This window comes from Aphanizomenon sp. UHCC 0183 (assembly GCF_009712065.1).
Taxonomy (GTDB): domain Bacteria; phylum Cyanobacteriota; class Cyanobacteriia; order Cyanobacteriales; family Nostocaceae; genus Dolichospermum; species Dolichospermum heterosporum.
The window spans coordinates 16,463-33,068 of record NZ_VILC01000021.1; the positions used below are offsets into that span (position 1 = coordinate 16,463).

The 16,606-nt window shown below is 40.9% G+C and carries 14 protein-coding genes; 8 read left to right on the plus strand and 6 right to left on the minus strand.

The genetic code is table 11. From position 1 onward, the window contains the following. Positions 1–27: 27 nt before the first annotated feature. A complete protein-coding gene (locus tag FJR37_RS09790) occupies positions 28–768 on the plus strand; it encodes a sulfite exporter TauE/SafE family protein (protein WP_254434554.1) in 741 nt (246 codons plus the stop codon). Between the two features lie 337 nt (positions 769–1,105). Continuing rightward, entirely contained in the window at positions 1,106–2,059 is a 954-nt protein-coding gene (locus FJR37_RS09795; protein ID WP_039200419.1) for a D-2-hydroxyacid dehydrogenase, read from the plus strand. Positions 2,060–2,192: 133 nt separating this feature from the next. Here the strand turns inward: FJR37_RS09795 and FJR37_RS09800 are convergent, their stop codons facing one another. Together FJR37_RS09800 and FJR37_RS09805 are read right to left on the minus strand one after the other, a co-directional pair. After that, positions 2,193–3,143 carry a heme o synthase gene (locus tag FJR37_RS09800; protein WP_168465903.1) on the minus strand — a complete coding sequence of 317 codons (951 nt, stop codon included), beginning with the start codon at positions 3,141–3,143 and terminating at the stop codon, positions 2,193–2,195. A gap of 150 nt (positions 3,144–3,293) precedes the next feature. After that, on the minus strand, positions 3,294–4,238 hold the full coding sequence (locus FJR37_RS09805) for a heme A synthase (RefSeq protein WP_168465904.1): 945 nt from the start codon (positions 4,236–4,238) through the stop codon (positions 3,294–3,296). A 493-nt stretch (positions 4,239–4,731) separates the two neighbouring features. On the opposite strand from FJR37_RS09805, the gene FJR37_RS09810 reads away from it, so the two are divergent. The 4 genes from FJR37_RS09810 to FJR37_RS09825 all read left to right on the plus strand — a co-directional run bounded on the left by FJR37_RS09810 (position 4,732) and on the right by FJR37_RS09825 (position 11,210). Further along, entirely contained in the window at positions 4,732–5,676 is a 945-nt protein-coding gene (locus FJR37_RS09810; RefSeq protein WP_039200416.1) for a cytochrome c oxidase subunit II, read from the plus strand. Positions 5,677–5,910: 234 nt separating this feature from the next. Beyond that, entirely contained in the window at positions 5,911–7,584 is a 1,674-nt protein-coding gene (gene ctaD / locus FJR37_RS09815; protein ID WP_168465905.1) for a cytochrome c oxidase subunit I, read from the plus strand. Between the two features lie 291 nt (positions 7,585–7,875). After that, on the plus strand, positions 7,876–8,490 hold the full coding sequence (locus FJR37_RS09820) for a heme-copper oxidase subunit III (RefSeq protein WP_039200415.1): 615 nt from the start codon (positions 7,876–7,878) through the stop codon (positions 8,488–8,490). A 320-nt stretch (positions 8,491–8,810) separates the two neighbouring features. Continuing rightward, positions 8,811–11,210, plus strand: coding sequence for a hypothetical protein (locus FJR37_RS09825; RefSeq protein ID WP_254434555.1), 2,400 nt, complete (start codon positions 8,811–8,813; stop codon positions 11,208–11,210). 17 nt (positions 11,211–11,227) lie between these two features. Here the strand turns inward: FJR37_RS09825 and FJR37_RS09830 are convergent, their stop codons facing one another. Then, complete coding sequence (locus tag FJR37_RS09830) at positions 11,228–11,431, minus strand: hypothetical protein (protein ID WP_080683959.1); 204 nt, start codon at positions 11,429–11,431, stop codon at positions 11,228–11,230. 423 nt (positions 11,432–11,854) lie between these two features. Between FJR37_RS09830 and thrC the strand changes: the two genes are divergently transcribed. Continuing rightward, positions 11,855–12,949, plus strand: a complete 1,095-nt coding sequence (gene thrC, locus FJR37_RS09835) for a threonine synthase (protein ID WP_039200414.1) — start codon at positions 11,855–11,857, stop codon at positions 12,947–12,949. A gap of 745 nt (positions 12,950–13,694) precedes the next feature. Here the strand turns inward: thrC and FJR37_RS09840 are convergent. Then, positions 13,695–14,141, minus strand: coding sequence for a DUF6636 domain-containing protein (locus FJR37_RS09840; RefSeq protein WP_174763409.1), 447 nt, complete (start codon positions 14,139–14,141; stop codon positions 13,695–13,697). 190 nt (positions 14,142–14,331) lie between these two features. Continuing rightward, complete coding sequence (locus FJR37_RS09845; RefSeq protein ID WP_039200413.1) at positions 14,332–14,607, minus strand: LuxR C-terminal-related transcriptional regulator; 276 nt, start codon at positions 14,605–14,607, stop codon at positions 14,332–14,334. Between the two features lie 259 nt (positions 14,608–14,866). On the opposite strand from FJR37_RS09845, the gene FJR37_RS09850 reads away from it, so the two are divergent. Beyond that, complete coding sequence (locus tag FJR37_RS09850) at positions 14,867–15,844, plus strand: carbohydrate kinase (RefSeq protein WP_168465906.1); 978 nt, start codon at positions 14,867–14,869, stop codon at positions 15,842–15,844. Here FJR37_RS09850 and FJR37_RS09855 read toward each other — a convergent pair. Next, positions 15,841–16,602 carry an HIRAN domain-containing protein gene (locus FJR37_RS09855; protein WP_174763410.1) on the minus strand — a complete coding sequence of 254 codons (762 nt, stop codon included), beginning with the start codon at positions 16,600–16,602 and terminating at the stop codon, positions 15,841–15,843. The genes FJR37_RS09850 and FJR37_RS09855 overlap by 4 nt on opposite strands. Positions 16,603–16,606: the final 4 nt, after the last annotated feature.

Consider the following 16,606-nt stretch of genomic DNA (forward strand, 5'->3'; position numbering starts at 1 on the left):
GATTCTTTGCAACAGAACTGTTTTCTTTTGTTTGTATCTATATTAGGAGGGGTGCTAAACTCCGTCGCTGGTGGTAGTGGTTTAATTTTCTTCCCGACTCTGCTGATGACTGGTGTCTCCCCTATAAGTGCTAATGCTACAACTACAGTGGTATCCCTACCAGGGTATATTGCTGGTATTTACGTCTATCGTCAACGTTTGTCAGATGAGGGACGAATCTCTTTACTTTTGGGCAGCATTAGCCTTGTCGGTGGGATGCTTGGTGCAATGTTGTTGATTGTCATTCCTAATACTTCCTTCGACTATCTTGTTCCTTGGCTTTTACTTTTAGCAACAGTCCTATTTACCTTGAGTAATTCAATCATAACTCCCCAGGAGTTGGATTTACGAGAGATCGGTGAAAAACCTGGGAATCGGCTGTTGAAATTTCTATTGATTCAGTTTTTAATTGCCATTTATGGCGGATTTTATGGGGGAGGAATGAGTTTTTTAATCTTGGCAAAACTTAAAATATTAGGGATAAAAGATATTAATCAGATGAATGCCTTGAAGATATTACTAATGGGTTGCATTGATAGTTTTGCCGTTATTACTTTCATCTTTGCTGATCTTGTTGCTTGGCCACAAGCATTTTTGATGATGGTAGGAACTGTTATCGGTGGCTACGGCGGAGCTTATTATTCCGGTTACTTTAACCCTTCTCTGGTGAGGATCTGTGTTAGTGTGGTTGGTTTTGTCATGACGGGCTATTTTTTTCTCTTTAAATAAGTAGGTAAACATAATAAAAACGATATATGTTTAGTTTTGTAAAAACCGTGAAACAACCTATTTGCAAAGCATTCATTGAATTTACATTTCGTCACATACCTTTAAATTTTTCTCTTTACCTACTTAGTCTTTGCTGAAAAACCATGAAAACCTTCAAAAACTAAACCTCTTATCCACTGAGAAATTTTCTTCAAACATGGCATAACAAGTACCTAAGAGCCAATTGTATATGTGAAATCCTCTGTTACTATTTAAGGTTTCGTTGCAAAAAGTTTAAAAGAAGAGGACTGAAAGTAAATCACAGGACGATCTATCCTTACTCCAGTAAAAAATCACTATGTTGTTAAAAATTATTTTGCCTGTAGAATTAGCGGCTGAGATTGAACCTCATTTACCGTCTGATGTAGTGACAGTTCATGTTGATAGTGACGGAAATTTTGACGATAATCCCCAAGATGCAGAAGTTTATATGAATTGGTATTATCTCAAAAAAACGACTCTCTATAAGGTATTAGCAGATGCTCCGAAACTACGCTGGCATCATACCGTTAGTGCGGGAGTTAATCATCTTCTGACTCCAACTTTTTTGGAACGGAATCTGATTCTGACCAATAGTGCGGGGGTTAATGCTATTGCTGTGGCTGAATTTGTTTTAACTTTTATGCTCTACCATACTAAACAAATCGTAGCATTACAAACCTTACAACATCAAAAAACTTGGGTTAAAGGATTAGAATTGCAGGAGTTGCTAGACAAAACCTTGTTAATTATTGGTACGGGTCAGGTTGGGCGCGAAATTGCCCAGAGAGCGAAAGCTTTCGGGATGAAAGTGTTAGGAATTCGCCGTCATCCCCAACCCTTACCAGCATTTGATCAGATAGTGGGTTTAGATCAATGGCGTTCTCTGCTACCTTTGGCTGATTATCTCGTGATTGCAATTCCTTTAACGTCAGACACTCAAGGTATGATTGATGAATTAGCGTTGCGCGCGATGGATTCCCAGGCTTACCTAATTAATGTCGCTAGAGGGGCAGTTGTTGATGAACCCGCTTTGTTAAAAGCGTTAACTGAAGGTTGGATCGGGGGTGCTGCATTAGATACTTTTGTGGGGGAACCCTTGCCACTGGCAAGTCCTTTTTGGTCTTTACCCAATGTTTTTGTTACCCCCCACTGTGCAGGAACATCTTCACAATTGCGATCGCGTTTGGTGGCCTTGTTTTTAGATAACTTAAATCGATATCTTTCCGGTTTGCCTTTACGCAATGTTGTCAATCAAAAACTCGGATACTAAATTTATTTTGGATCATCCTCACTACCAAAACTACCACCGCGTAATGCCAAAGAATTATCGTCAATACCCTTAATTAATAGATCCCCGACTTCTCGAAGAAGTCGGGGATCTGGTATCTATGTCCTGAGCATGACTACAAGCGCATTTGATGAAGCACTGTACTCACTAAATGATGAGTAATGGGTAAACTATCTACCACCATTGCCAAACACAACAGCATCATGTAGGAAATGGAATACAAAAATAACTCGCGGGCGATGGTTTTATCTTGGGGATTTTGCAACAACCGCCAAGATTTATGGACAAATACTCCCCCTAAAGTCAAGGCAATAACAGCATAGACAATGCCACTGGCGTGTAAGGGATAAAACAGTAAAATAGTCGCTGTGACAGTAATTACCGTATAAAACCAAATTTGCCTGACGGTGGCTTCATCGCCTACGACTACAGGTAACATGGGGATGCCTACCTTGGCGTAATCATCACGAATCATGAGCGCCAAAGCCCAGAAATGTGGAGGAGTCCACAAAAAGACAATGGCAAAAATTAGCCAAGCTGCCCAGCTTAAAGTATCTGTGACTGCTGCCCAACCGACTAGAGCGGGAATTGCCCCTGCTGCACCACCAATGACGATATTTTGAGTGCTATGACGTTTGAGCCAGTGAGTATAGACTAAAACATAAAAGATGATGCCAGAGAAGGCTAAAAATGCTGCTAGAAGATTGGCGCATACCGTGAGGAGGGTAAAAGAAAGTACAGCTAGGGCGATCGCAAAAATTAAAGCATCCCGGGGTTGTATCTTCCCAGACGGCATAGGACGGTGGCGCGTGCGTTCCATATCATAATCTATATCTCGGTCATAGATACAGTTAATAGTTTGGGCGCTGGCTGCTGCTAAAGTCCCACCAATCATCGTGATAATTAACAACCAGGGATCTACCTCACCTTTGGCGGCTATCCACATACTCCCAGCAGTAGTAATTAACAGCAGGGGAATAATCCGGGGTTTGGTTAGCTGGTAGTAACTTTGAATGACTTGGAGAAATGTGTCGTGTTGACGACGAGAGACATTAGTCTCAATCATGTTGGGTCTTTTTCCTTATTTTTCAAGAACTGGTCAGCAAACCGCTGGCTGTGAGGACAGAGAAATGAGATTTTATGGATTTACGCCATGAGTTACAGCAGGAGTCACCGAGTCACGAGTAAAACTGGGTTTGAATTTAGATTCTGTACTTTATTGATCTGGAATCTGCTGTAAGTTTGGTGACTGAGGAAGTAAACCATCCCGTAATGATAAAACTGTAAATACTACCAAAGTCCCCAGTAAAGTCGCACCGATAGCTTGGTGAGAAACAGTGAGAGGTTCAACTTGTAAATGTAGGCGGAAGGTAGCCACACCCAAGAGGAGTTGTAAAATCAACAAACCACCAGCCATATTTGCCAGTTTTCGCAAAGTCGGGTGCAGTGCTGGTGTCCGCCAAGAAATGAAAACAACTGCTAAAGTAGCTATAGTTGGCGGTACTAAGCCAAAAATATGGCTGTACATGACATCACAAAGTTGATCTCCTGCCAAACATTGGTGTAAAGCCCAACGCGAACCTACTAAAGCACCCAGTAAACTTTGCAAGTAGACACAAACAGCAGCAGTTAAACCCACCCAGGGCAACTTTCCTACTGTTCCCGTGCCTTGATAGGGGATCAAACTTGTACCGATAATTAACAAAGTGGTGAAAAATAGTAGTGCTGTTCCTAAATGGGCGGTAACGATATCAAACCGCAATAATTCAGTTACAGTCAGTCCTCCCAAAATCCCCTGGAAGACGATTAAAAACAGGGCAAATGTGGATGCCCAAGGTAGCCACTTGGGTAAATATTGACGATGCCACCAGGATAAACCACAAAGGGCGATCGCACTAAAGCCAATTAAAGCTGCATCAAGGCGATGAAACCACTCCAAAAACACTTGGAGATTCATTTGTTTAGCTGGAACTAATTCCCCATAGCACAAAGGCCAGTCAGGGCAAGCAAGTCCAGCATTCATGACGCGGGTAGCGCTGCCTATAGCCATCAAAATCAAGGTGGCTACGCATATTTTCCACACCAAGCGACGAATCATCTCCTGGGGCTGTTGTGCTACTATTGCCGCTTTATTTTGTTGTTCTAGGACAAATTCATTCATTAACAATACCTTCGGACCGCTTGTGCTGGAAGTTGAAAATTTTCTATTTTGATTTAGTACCAACCTCTACTCACCCTAACCTATCGGTCAAAATGTAGAAATCAGCTTTCCCTTACACTTTGGATCACTTTAGCTAGTTTTCGCTGTAAGATTTCGTGCTGTTTTGCAGATGGAAATAATTAATCAATGGGAATTAATGGAAATTTCTGAAAATTTTTGCCTAATTGTCATCTAACCTGGGCAAGACAACTTATCTCCCTTGTACTCAAAATTGTGTTCTTAATCGAAAAAATTAATAAAGATTTCAGACCAACGGACACTATATCTCATTCCCTGCACTACCTTAGTAAGTAGAGTTACTTTAAAAAGTGAAGTAACTTACAGATAAAAATGCCTTTACCATTTTTTGCTTTGTTGGGTTGCGCTGTCGCTTAACCCAACCTACGAATCAAAGGTATTGAGATAAAATAGTCAATTAATCACCAAATCAGCCGTGAAAATTCCAAATGCAATCTGGACATTACTCATTGGCATTGTCCTCACACTTGCCAGTCTCTGGTACGGTCAAAATCACGGTCTGTTACCTGTAGCGGCCTCCGACGAAGCCCCTTTGGTAGATGGTCTATTCAACACCATGATGACTGTTTCTACAGGCATATTTTTGATTGTTGAAGGTGTTTTAATTTACGCTGTTATTAGATATCGTCGTCGGGCTGGAGACAATGAAGATGGACCAGCCATTGAAGGTAATGTACCTCTAGAGATACTGTGGACAGCGATCCCCGCAATTATCGTTGTCGGTATTTCTCTCTACAGTTTTGATGTGTATAACAACATGGGTGGCTTTGATCCCCATTCGGCTCATGCTGCCCCGATGATGGAAGATGCCATGAATATGCCGGGAACGGCAATGGCTGCGACTGTACAAGTATCACAGTTAAAGACAAATTCTGATGAAGTTAAAAACCCGCCAGAATTGACCATTAACGTCACTGGACTCCAATATGCTTGGTTATTCAACTATCCAGACACGGACGTAACAACGGGTGAACTGCATTTACCCATTGGCAAAACTGTGGAAATCAACATGACAGCTAACGATGTCATCCACGCTTTTTGGATTCCTGAATTCCGGGTGAAACAAGATGCTATTCCTGGTAGACAAACCCATTTGCGATTTACACCCAGAAAAGCGGGCGATTATGACCTAATTTGTGCTGAATTGTGTGGTCCATATCACGGGGTGATGAAAAGCCAAGTAGTTGTGGAGACACAGGAAGCTTTTGATAGTTGGATGCAAGAACAGCTAATTGCTGGTAAAGATATCCCTAATCAAGCGGTAGCTGTGAATTCTATGTCCATGACTGCCGATGAATTTCTCTCTCCTTACATCAAGGATATGGGCATTCACTCAGAAATTCTGCATCAAATTAAGTAGTTTGGGAATTACTTGAGTTGCAGCAGTTACAAAAAGAGATTTTGAACCTTTAAGTTATACATTCATGCAGGAGGCAGGGGGCAAGGGGCAGGGAGCAGGGAGCAGGGAGCAGGGGGCAGGGGGCAGGGGGCAGGGGGATAAAATTCTTTCTGACTCCTGAACTCCTAAACTCCTTTCCTCTCTTCCTTCTGACTCCTGACTCCTGACTCCTGACTCCTGACTCCTTTTTAAAATATGACACAAGCACAGTTAGAAGAAATTGCTAATGTCCCTAACCATGCTGAAGAACATGGAGAAAGGCATTGGCGAGACTTTTTCGGTTTTAGTACAGACCATAAGGTGATTGGGATTCAATATCTGGTAACATCGTTTGTTTTTTACTGCATTGGCGGCGTAATGGCTGATTTGGTGCGGACAGAATTACGGACTCCAGAAGTGGATTTTGTCACGCCTGAAGTCTACAACAGCCTGTTTACACTCCACGCCACAATCATGATTTTCTTGTGGATTGTGCCAACAGGAGCAGGATTTGCTAACTATTTGATCCCACTGATGATTGGGGCGAGAGATATGGCATTTCCGCGCCTGAATGCGGTAGCTTTTTGGATGGTTCCCCCAGCAGGTATATTACTGGTTGCTAGTTTGGCTGTAGGTGATGCCCCGGATGCTGGTTGGACTTCTTACCCACCTCTGAGTTTGGTAACAGGCCAGGTGGGTGAGGGGATTTGGATTATGAGTGTGTTGCTATTGGGAACTTCTTCGATTTTGGGGGCGATTAATTTTCTCGTCACCCTTTGGAAGATGCGTGTTCCTAGTATGGGCATCTTTCAAATGCCCTTGTTTTGTTGGGCGATGATTGCAACTTCGGCTTTGGTGTTGGTATCTACACCAGTATTAGCTGCGGCTTTGATTTTGCTGGGTTTTGATTTGCTGGCAGGAACAACGTTTTTTAACCCGACTGGTGGGGGAGATCCTGTTGTTTACCAGCATATGTTCTGGTTCTATTCTCATCCGGCAGTTTACATTATGATTTTGCCTTTCTTTGGGGCAATTTCGGAAATTCTGCCAATTCATGCCCGCAAACCGATTTTTGGCTATAAAGCGATCGCTTTTTCATCCCTAGCTATCAGCTTTTTAGGGTTAATCGTCTGGGCGCACCATATGTTTACCAGTGGTGTTCCCGGTTGGTTGCGGATGTTTTTCATGATCACTACCATGATCATCGCTGTCCCCACTGGTATTAAAATTTTCGGTTGGTTAGCTACTATTTGGGGTGGTAAAATCCGCCTCAACAGTCCCATGTTGTTTGCTATCGGCTTTTTAGCAACTTTTGTGATTGGTGGCATTAGCGGGGTAATGTTGGCAGCAGTTCCTTTTGATATTCACGTTCACGATACTTACTTTGTGGTGGCACATCTCCACTATGTTTTGTTTGGTGGGAGTGTGTTAGGAATTTTTGCGGCTATTTACCACTGGTTCCCAAAAATGACGGGACGGAAACTAAACGAATTTTGGGGTCAGGTGCATTTTGCCCTCACCATGGTTGGTTTAAATATGACTTTCTTACCCATGCACAAACTGGGATTAATGGGTATGAACCGCCGCATTGCGGAATATGATCCTAAGTTCACGACTTTGAATCAAATCTGTACCTACGGATCTTATATATTGGCGGTTTCAACGTTACCATTTATCATCAATGCGGTTTGGTGTTGGTTCTATGGGGAAAAAGCGGGCAATAATCCTTGGCAAGCGCTGACTTTGGAATGGATGACTTCTTCTCCTCCTAGTATTGAGAATTTTGAAACTCTCCCGGTTTTGACTACTGGTCCCTACGATTATGGGGTGAGTGAGGAAAGAATTGAAACTGAACCTGTGTTAACTCCCCAAACTGAATCAGCACTTTAAGGGATTGACATAACCCGCCCTGAACTGAAGTTCCGGGCTAATAACTAAAGTCCGTTGAAACGGACTAGAAATTTATTTTAGTCGTCTTTAGACGACTTTCGCTATTAGACTCAGAATTCATTCTGAGGCGGGCTAGTAGTCTGTCAAGATAAAAATGATGGACTGTAGTGTGAGCGTCTCGCTCACGCGGGCAAGATGCCGCACTACCAAAAACCCGTCAAAATAAATTTGACAGACTACTAGATGAAAATGAAATAGCCCTGCCTTGAACCCATTACCAATTACCAATTTATGCAAGGTCAAATTATTGACACGGCGACAACTGAACTAGATCACCATGCGGTGATTTCTCATCATGAAGCACATCCAGATCATCGTTTGACTGGTCTATTTATGTTTTTGGTGGCTGAGGGGATGATTTTTATGGGTTTGTTTGGTGCATACCTTGTTTTTCGTTCTACTATTCCTGTCTGGCCACCGGCAGGAACCCCAGATTTAGAACTATTGTTACCGACTGTGAATACTTCTATTTTGATAGCTAGTAGTTTTGTGATGCACAATGCTGATACGGCTATTAAAAAGAATGATACGAAAGGAATGCGGCTTTGGTTGGCAATTACCGCAGCTATGGGGGCGATTTTTTTGGCGGGTCAGGTTTATGAATATACTCATTTGGAGTTTGGTCTGACTACCAATTTATTCGCTAGTACGTTTTATGTTTTGACTGGCTTTCACGGCTTGCACGTTACCATCGGTGTTTTAGCGATTTTAGCAGTTTTGTGGCGATCGCGTACTCCCGGACACTACAGCAATGAAAACCGCTTCGGCATTGAAGCAGCGGAAATTTACTGGCACTTTGTAGACGTAATTTGGATTATTTTGTTCGGATTACTCTATTTACTCTAGGTATTTATTACTTAGTTGTTCACTCCACTCGAATAACCTACAATCCCCCCCAAGGGGGTTTTTTTGTTTGTATTGGTTATTATTTATGGTATAAGTCAGTAGGTTGGGTTAAGCGACAGCGCAACCCAACATTATCAAAATTATCAAATATTTTGTTGGGTTTATTTGCGTCAACCTAACCTACAATATAAACGAACCACAGAGGCACAGAGGACACGGAGGGAAGAAATATTGATTACAAGGCTTAAAATAGTTGCTTTATTTACGCCATGATGTACTAGTACACTGGCGAAATTGCACTAAGTTTGTCAAAATTTATCATGGATGATTTTGAACAACATCAAATTACCAGTGCTAGTAATCGTCAGATGATCAATAAACCCCGCAAACGCATACCAAAAGCTGCTGGACTGAATCAGCCTCCTCAAGGTGTAACGAAGAAGAATGTTAAAAAACTACCCAAACGTTATCAACGGCGTAGTTGGTTATCGTCTACGTTGGTGCTGGGTCTGTTGTTAAGCAGTGCTGGTGTAATTATTGGTGTTGGTTGGATGAGTGTGCTATTTATTTTAAATCCTGCCCAGGTTAGCTGGGTGAATGATTTTTTACCAAAATGGGCAAAAATATCTACAGGTAAACGAGAATTACCGGAAACAGTTACAGCTATTGAACTCGGTTTAAGTCAAAAACAACTTCTATCTGGCGAAATCATGCCTTTAGATGGTCAATCAGAGGAATCTTTTTTATTACCAATTTTCCAAAAACGCAAGCATTGTCAGTCTAATTGTCAAGAATTGGTAGAACTGAGGATCTATAAACTTTCCCAGGATTTGGAATATAAATTTCAGTCAAAAAAATACTACTATTTAATTACTAAATTACCTGTTATTGGTCTATCGAAAGGTTTTATAGAATCCTCTTCAGGTGTGGTTATTTCTGAATCAGACAATCAAGAAACAAAAATACATTTACCTCTAACTAAGGTGAAAGCTTTTACAGATCCTCACCTGTTTCCAGGATTTTGGTTTTATTTGCGGGGTGAATACAAAAATAACGATAATAATATTACCTATGGTCAAGTTGTCTATTACAATCCTACTCTCAAAAGCTTACAAAAAATGTTATCTTGGAAAACCCGCAATGGGCAGTTACCTAAATGGCAAGAGATAACGGGTAATGATTCAAAAGATTTAATTATTGATCAAACGGTAAATATAGAACCAAATTTGCAAGTTTATCAAGTTAAACCGAGTCAGTTAGTGGCTAATTCTATTTATCTGGAAGCAATTAATTTCCAAAAACCTGCCGTTAATGAATTTGCTTTTCAACAGTCTTTGCTATTAGCCAGAAATGGACTTTGGACTCCTGCTTTTACATGGTTGAAATCTTTAGTAAAACAGCGTAAACAGCCTTTTTCAGCGGCAGCACGGGCGCAAATAGATGTCATCCGCTTACATTCGGAATTTACAAGAATGCAGGCTGATAAAAATTGGGCAAGTCCTCACCAACAAGTTACAGCAGATATTATTGATGGTCGTTGGGAAAAGGCTTTGCAGGTATTGGAAAATTCACCTGATAATGGTCAAGAAATTACTAATTTATTACAAACTGATAAGGGGAGAATTTGGAATCGGGCTGCGGTAGCGTTGCGACTTAATCCTAATCGTCGCGCGGTTTTAGCTTGGGTAGCGTTAATTTTTAAGGTGCAACGGGGAGAAGAAAGAGCTAATGCTTGGTTGCAAGCACAACCGAATATTAATGCGGAAACACTTAACTATATTCAAGGTATTTTAACTCAACTTGATGATGATAAAATCAATGCCTATAAAAGTCGAATTATTGGCACTGTAAAACAAGTTAGTCGCATTAATCAGGGGGATTGGTTGCCAATATCTCTGCAAACTGATTTGAAAATTACTAATAATCAAGTTTGGTATCAGGTAGAAGTTAGTGCCTTTTATGATGGTACGAGTTGGTTAAGTTATCCGTTTGCTAATTTTGACCAACTGCAAAATCAACCTCGAAAATTTTGGCGCAAACTTCTGGGGATTAGTTCTGACCCCAGTATGCAAGTTATTGTCTGGAAACCTAATGGAGAACAGGAGGTTACTACGACGAATATTCAGGCTGTACAAGTGAGGGGACAGAGTTTACGGTTGTTAATGTTGGGTTCTGCGTTGCCTGAACGCAAGGTTAATTCTTTCCAGCCTCGACCTTTGGCTCTGACTGTGGATGCGTTAACATGGGTAGAAACGTCTCCGGTAACTGTGAAGGATTTATATCAACAACAACCTAAGTTAGTGGAGTCCATGCTGCCAGTTCTATGGCGAAAATTACAACAGTCGGGTGATTTAACTGCTGGTGTGATTCCTGATTTTCAGGAAATGCGCGAAAAAATGGCTGATTGGCCAGTTCAATTGGCTGATTTGACGAATGATCAACATCAGGAGATTGTGCTAACTATTTCTGATCCTGCTATAGCCTCTTTAAATCAGTTCGATGGTAATACTTCAAAACCGACAGATAATCAAAAACGTCCCCGGACTCTCATCTTTTCGGCAGATAGTAATGTCATTTATAGTGATTTTGCCCGTGCAAACCAGCAAACGCTAATAGCGATCGCTCAACTTACCGATGATCAATCTCTAGCGTTACTGGTAGAAAATAGGCAGGGATATAGTTTGGAACGTTGGTCACAAACTAATCAGCGATTTGAATAGTTATCACAGATCCTAATTTATGCTTCGTCGCTAGGAGCTTCGATTTGTTCGCTTTTGAGATTTTGTAATTGCTCTAAAAGGGAATCTACCTCTGCTTGTAAGTTAATAAACTTAACTTGCTGATCGCCTTGATAGTACGCCTTCGTTAACTTCTCGACTAAGTTAGCGTGGGATTCACATTCGGAAACACTGGATGACATAGTAGACATAGTTGTTGGCATTAGAAATTTAACTCACACCATCTAAAAATAGTATAATATACTTATCTTAATCTTCGTTAAGACATTATATAGTTTTTATCATAAAGATAAGTAATTGAACAAAAATATTTACAGTCATTGCGAGCGAAGGGAAGCAATCACAACCCTTGCGATTGCTTGATTTCACTTCGTTCCATATGGCTAACGCCACGCAACGCTTACGCAATGACATTGTGTAATTAATTCTGTCTCACTACTTATCCGGTAAGTGGGAAACAAGCGTGGCTTTAGCCCTGAGAGGGAAGCGACACGGGCGGTTAAAACCGCCTTGAATATTTTTTCATTATTACGGTGTTCCGCAACTAACATATAGACTTGAAAAGTGGGATACTTATTCAAAAGCATTCCCAATCGTAAATCCTTAATTAAGAAATTTTTAATCCTGTGACTTTGAGCCTGTCTGCTGCTAAATCTCATTGCCAACCGTGGCCAGGGCTGATAGAAGCCTATCGTCAATACTTGCCTGTCAGTGAAAAAACCCCTGTGGTGACTTTGCTGGAGGGTAACACACCTTTGATTCCCGTGCCAGCGATCGCCGAACGTATTGGCAGACAGGTGAAGGTGTATGTTAAATATGATGGACTTAATCCCACTGGTAGCTTCAAAGACCGGGGGATGACAATGGCAATTTCTAAAGCAGCAGAAGCAGGTGCTAAGGCTGTGATTTGTGCCAGCACTGGTAATACTTCTGCCGCTGCCGCTGCCTATGCTAGACGAGGAGGAATGAAACCCTTTGTGCTGATTCCCGATGGCTATGTGGCTTTAGGTAAGTTGGCACAGGCGCTACTGTATGGCGCAGAGGTGTTAGCTATTAAAGGCAATTTTGACCGCGCTCTGGAAATTGTCCGGGAAGTGGCAGATAGTTATCCTATTACTTTGGTAAATTCTGTCAACCCCTACCGCTTAGAAGGACAAAAAACCGGAGCTTTTGAGGTTGTTGATGCTTTGGGTGATGCTCCCGATTGGTTATGTATTCCGGTGGGGAATGCGGGCAATATTACAGCATATTGGATGGGTTTTTGTCAATATCATCAAGATGGTAAATGCGATCGCCTACCGAAAATGATGGGTTTTCAAGCCGCTGGTGCTGCACCTTTGGTCAATGGTCAACGGGTGGCACATCCTGAAACTATAGCCACAGCCATTAGAATTGGGAATCCCGCCAGTTGGGATAAAGCCATTGCAGCGCAAACAGCCAGTCAAGGAAGATTCCGGTCTGTGACTGATGAGGAAATTCTCGACGCTTACCGACTTTTAGCATCATCGGAAGGGATTTTCTGTGAACCGGCTAGTGCGGCTTCTGTGGCTGGTTTGTTACAAGTAAAAGACGAAGTTCCTAGTGGTGCAACGGTTGTTTGTGTCTTAACTGGTAATGGGTTAAAAGATCCAGATACGGCTATTAAACACAGTCATGCTCAATTCAAACAGGGCATTGATGCTGATATTAAGGCTGTGGCGGCGGCGATGGGATTTGAGTAGGTAGCCAGCCCTATTATAAGTAATGGGACAGAATTAATTACACAATTGATTTTTCTGTTCCCTGTTCCCTGCGATGCACTGAGCTTGTCGAAGTGTTCCCTGTTCCCTCTCTCAACGAGTGAATTTAATTTTGTCCGACTACTTATAAAGGGTGATTGTAGGCGATCGCTCTTTCTCTATTTTATTTTAACCCCTTTATACTCAAAACGGCTTGATTGTTTGATTCTAAACGTAGGGGTAAAGCAAGAGCTTCATTGGTGTCAACTTAAGCTCAAATCCCTACCACATCTCGTTCCTAGTCTCTGACTAGGAATGCAGTTGATGAGGCTCTGCCTCTAATATTATTGAAGGCAGAGCCTTCTAGAATTCATTCCCAGTCAGAGACTGGGAACGAGACGACTTGAGTTCTTTGCGGGATAGATGTTTTACGTTAAGTTGACACCAATAAAGCTCTTGCTTTACCCCTACACATCTGGGTTCTTTGTCATTTGGCAAAAGTTTAAATCTCACCCGTGTTTAGTATATATGGATATCCTCAATTTTCCAAATCCGACAAGGAAAAATGCACCTATTTTGAGACACCATCAGCCAAAACCTTGTACTTTTTTTGAGATAAAAATCTGTAAAACCTTTATTAATAAACGGTTTTAGCTTTATTCAGCAAACCCTATTTATACTGAAATAGTCGGTTTTAACCGACTTTAGCTTTTAGACAGGGAATTCATTCCCTGGCTGGCTGGCTTAACTAAGATTGAGAAAGTCCGAAGACACGCCATTTTTCCCGACTGAGAAAAAAGCCAATGCCATTTTTATTGGTACAAGTTAAACCAGTTTTTTGGGAAACACACTTAAAACCGCCATTGTTCCAAGTCTGTCCATAAGCTAAAACAGTTTTATTCTTATCAGCGACAGTATCACTAATACACAAAATTTCTGGTCTAGCATCAGCAGGTAACAAAAAACCCCTTCCCCAATCAAACCCGCAATATCCAGGATAAGGTTGAGGCGGTTTGGGTTTCAGTGAAGAATTGATTTCACATCTTAAACTGTTTATTTCTCCTGGCATTAGCTCACAAAACATATTACCACTAGGGGATTGAAAACCCTTTGGTGCAGCAATACTGACCTGTGGCAATATTGTCACCATGCTGGTAATGACAAAGATAATTGGTTTAATCAATTGTTTGTACATAATGTGATATTACCTGCAACGATCATTAAAAGTATATTTGTGGGATAATTGATTTACGCCTTTAGATACCTGTGCTTTAACCTTGATTTTTCAATATGCAAAGTAGTACACAACAGCGTAAATCAACTACCTCCACTCTCAATCAGCAATCTATAAAATAGCAAAAAAGCTAGATTAATCAGCTTCTTGACTAAGAGATACTTTCATCATTCCGGGGAGAAAGAGGACAGCAATTAACATCATTCAAACAAACTTTACCCCATTGTAAAGCCCAACGTACCAAAGCCACACGGTTATCAGTTTTCGTCTTGGTGAGAATGTTGCTAATGTGGTTATCAACTGTGCGTTTACTAATTTCCAGTTTGACTGCAATTTCTTGGTTAGTTAAGCCGGTAGCCACTAAGTCTATAATTTGCAGTTCTCTGTCTGACAGACTAACACGGGTCCCAGACTCACTAGTAGCCATGACTTACTATTCCTCCCTTGGTATATGTACTCAAATCTTATTTCTCATTCTAGAAGATTCTTTCCGAGGTAGATAGTTTTAAATGTTGCTAATAATACTAATGTCAAGATTTTCTTTTAATTTTAGGTTTGTAGTCCTACTTGTTACAAATAATAGGTATTGATTTTAACTAGGATAAATAAAAAAGCTTTATTCAAGTGCATACTGCGATAGTGTCAAACTAGATTTAGATTATGCCCCATCGAAAATCAAAAGTGAAATGAGTAATCCCTCTATTTTATGTCTTGGTGAAGTCTTACTTGACTGTTTAGCTGATCAATTGGGACTTAAGCTAGAAGAAGTGAAATCATGGACTCCCTATCCCGGAGGTGCGCCGGCGAATGTAGCTTGTGCTTTGGTAAAGTTGGGAACTTCAGCCGGTTTTATGGGTGCTGTGGGTGAGGACGAAGCAGGGAGTACACTGATAAAATTATTAGAAGATGTTGGTGTAGATACAACTGGTGTGCAACGTTATTCTACAGCGCCAACGAGACAAGTATATGTAGTTAGGGATTTGGCAGGCGATCGCACTTTTGCTGGTTTTGGTAAATATGATACTTCAGAATTTGCTGATACTCGCCTAGAAGCTGCAAAGTTACCAACTGCGCTCTTTAATGAAGCCGACTTTTTGGTAGTAGGAACTTTAGAACTAGCCTATCCTGAAAGTGAAAAAGCGGTTTTGCGGGCTTTAGAGTTAGCAGAACAATATGACCTAAAAATTATTCTCGATGTCAATTGGCGACCAGTATTTTGGCAAGATGAAAATACAGCTAAGACTAAAATTCTGTCATTGCTAAAGCGATTTGATTTTCTCAAATTAACCAAAGAAGAAGCTCAATGGTTATTTAATACTACAGACCCAGGGGCAATTACTTATAGGCTTAATTCTTTGGAAGGGGTTTTGGTGACAGACGGTGAACATGGTTGTGCCTATTGTTTAGGGGAAAATGAAGGTAAAATGCCGGCGTTTTCCATGTCTGTGGTAGATACAACTGGTGCTGGAGATAGTTTCTTGGCTGGGTTTATCCATCAATTGCAACAAATGGGGATTCACAGCCTCAAAGATGCAGATACAGCCAAAAGGATTGTCACCTATGCCAGTGCTGTGGGAGCATTAACTACTATTAAACCAGGTGCGATCGCTTCCCAACCCACTGCGGCAGAAGTTGATGCTTTTCTCGCTTCCCATCAACTTTAACCAATAGCAACTTTAACGGGAATATCAGTGATAATTAGCTGATATTCCTGACTAGAAAATGGATGAAAATCATCATCCCATTCCGCTGTTATATTGCACAGTAATCGTAACTGACGTGGTGCTGAAACTGGGTTGACACGCTCAACTCGTACTTTTATCGGTTTTTTATGATTATTTAGTTTAAAAACATCATCTACAATATACCGAGGACAATAACCAACAATATAATGATCTTCTGTACATAAAAGTAATGCACGATCATCATAGGGATTTTGAAATTCATTTGCTAAATACAAAATTTCTTGATTTTGTAATTGATTAATTCTTTCGGTTGCAGATGGGGGAAGATGTCGCAAACCATGAGCAAAAAAATGGATATAGTATAAACCATTTTCATCTGGTTCTGGACAGGGAAAAACTTCATAATGATCTGTTACCTTACGTCCTCCAGAACGAGAAAGAATAGCAATTGGATCATCTTCATTTTCAGGAATGTTGAGCCATTTAATATAATCTTTGTAGTCTGGTCGAGAACTTTGCATCACTCGGTTATAAAACAATGGAAATAACTCAGTTGATGTGTAAACTTTGTTCAAATCTGGAAACGAATATACTAAATTAAAATCATATTTATCTTGAGCTTCTTTAGCTCCTTGGGTATATGCAAAAGTATACATTTTTCCATCAAATGTTAATCTTCCTACAGGAAACCAACGGCGACTTGTTGGATCTTGCCAAGCCAAAAAAAGAGTTTTCATAGAT

Coding starts and splice junctions, on each gene's coding strand:
- FJR37_RS09830 (WP_080683959.1), bottom strand. CDS start 11,431: ATGCCAACAACTATGTCTACTATGTCATCCAGTGTTTCCGAATGTGAA.
- FJR37_RS09820 (WP_039200415.1), top strand. CDS start 7,876: ATGCAAGGTCAAATTATTGACACGGCGACAACTGAACTAGATCACCAT.
- FJR37_RS09840 (WP_174763409.1), bottom strand. CDS start 14,141: ATGTACAAACAATTGATTAAACCAATTATCTTTGTCATTACCAGCATG.
- FJR37_RS09855 (WP_174763410.1), bottom strand. CDS start 16,602: ATGAAAACTCTTTTTTTGGCTTGGCAAGATCCAACAAGTCGCCGTTGG.
- FJR37_RS09800 (WP_168465903.1), bottom strand. CDS start 3,143: ATGATTGAGACTAATGTCTCTCGTCGTCAACACGACACATTTCTCCAA.
- FJR37_RS09795 (WP_039200419.1), top strand. CDS start 1,106: ATGTTGTTAAAAATTATTTTGCCTGTAGAATTAGCGGCTGAGATTGAA.
- FJR37_RS09845 (WP_039200413.1), bottom strand. CDS start 14,607: ATGGCTACTAGTGAGTCTGGGACCCGTGTTAGTCTGTCAGACAGAGAA.
- FJR37_RS09850 (WP_168465906.1), top strand. CDS start 14,867: ATGAGTAATCCCTCTATTTTATGTCTTGGTGAAGTCTTACTTGACTGT.
- ctaD (WP_168465905.1), top strand. CDS start 5,911: ATGACACAAGCACAGTTAGAAGAAATTGCTAATGTCCCTAACCATGCT.
- FJR37_RS09825 (WP_254434555.1), top strand. CDS start 8,811: ATGGATGATTTTGAACAACATCAAATTACCAGTGCTAGTAATCGTCAG.
- FJR37_RS09805 (WP_168465904.1), bottom strand. CDS start 4,238: ATGAATGAATTTGTCCTAGAACAACAAAATAAAGCGGCAATAGTAGCA.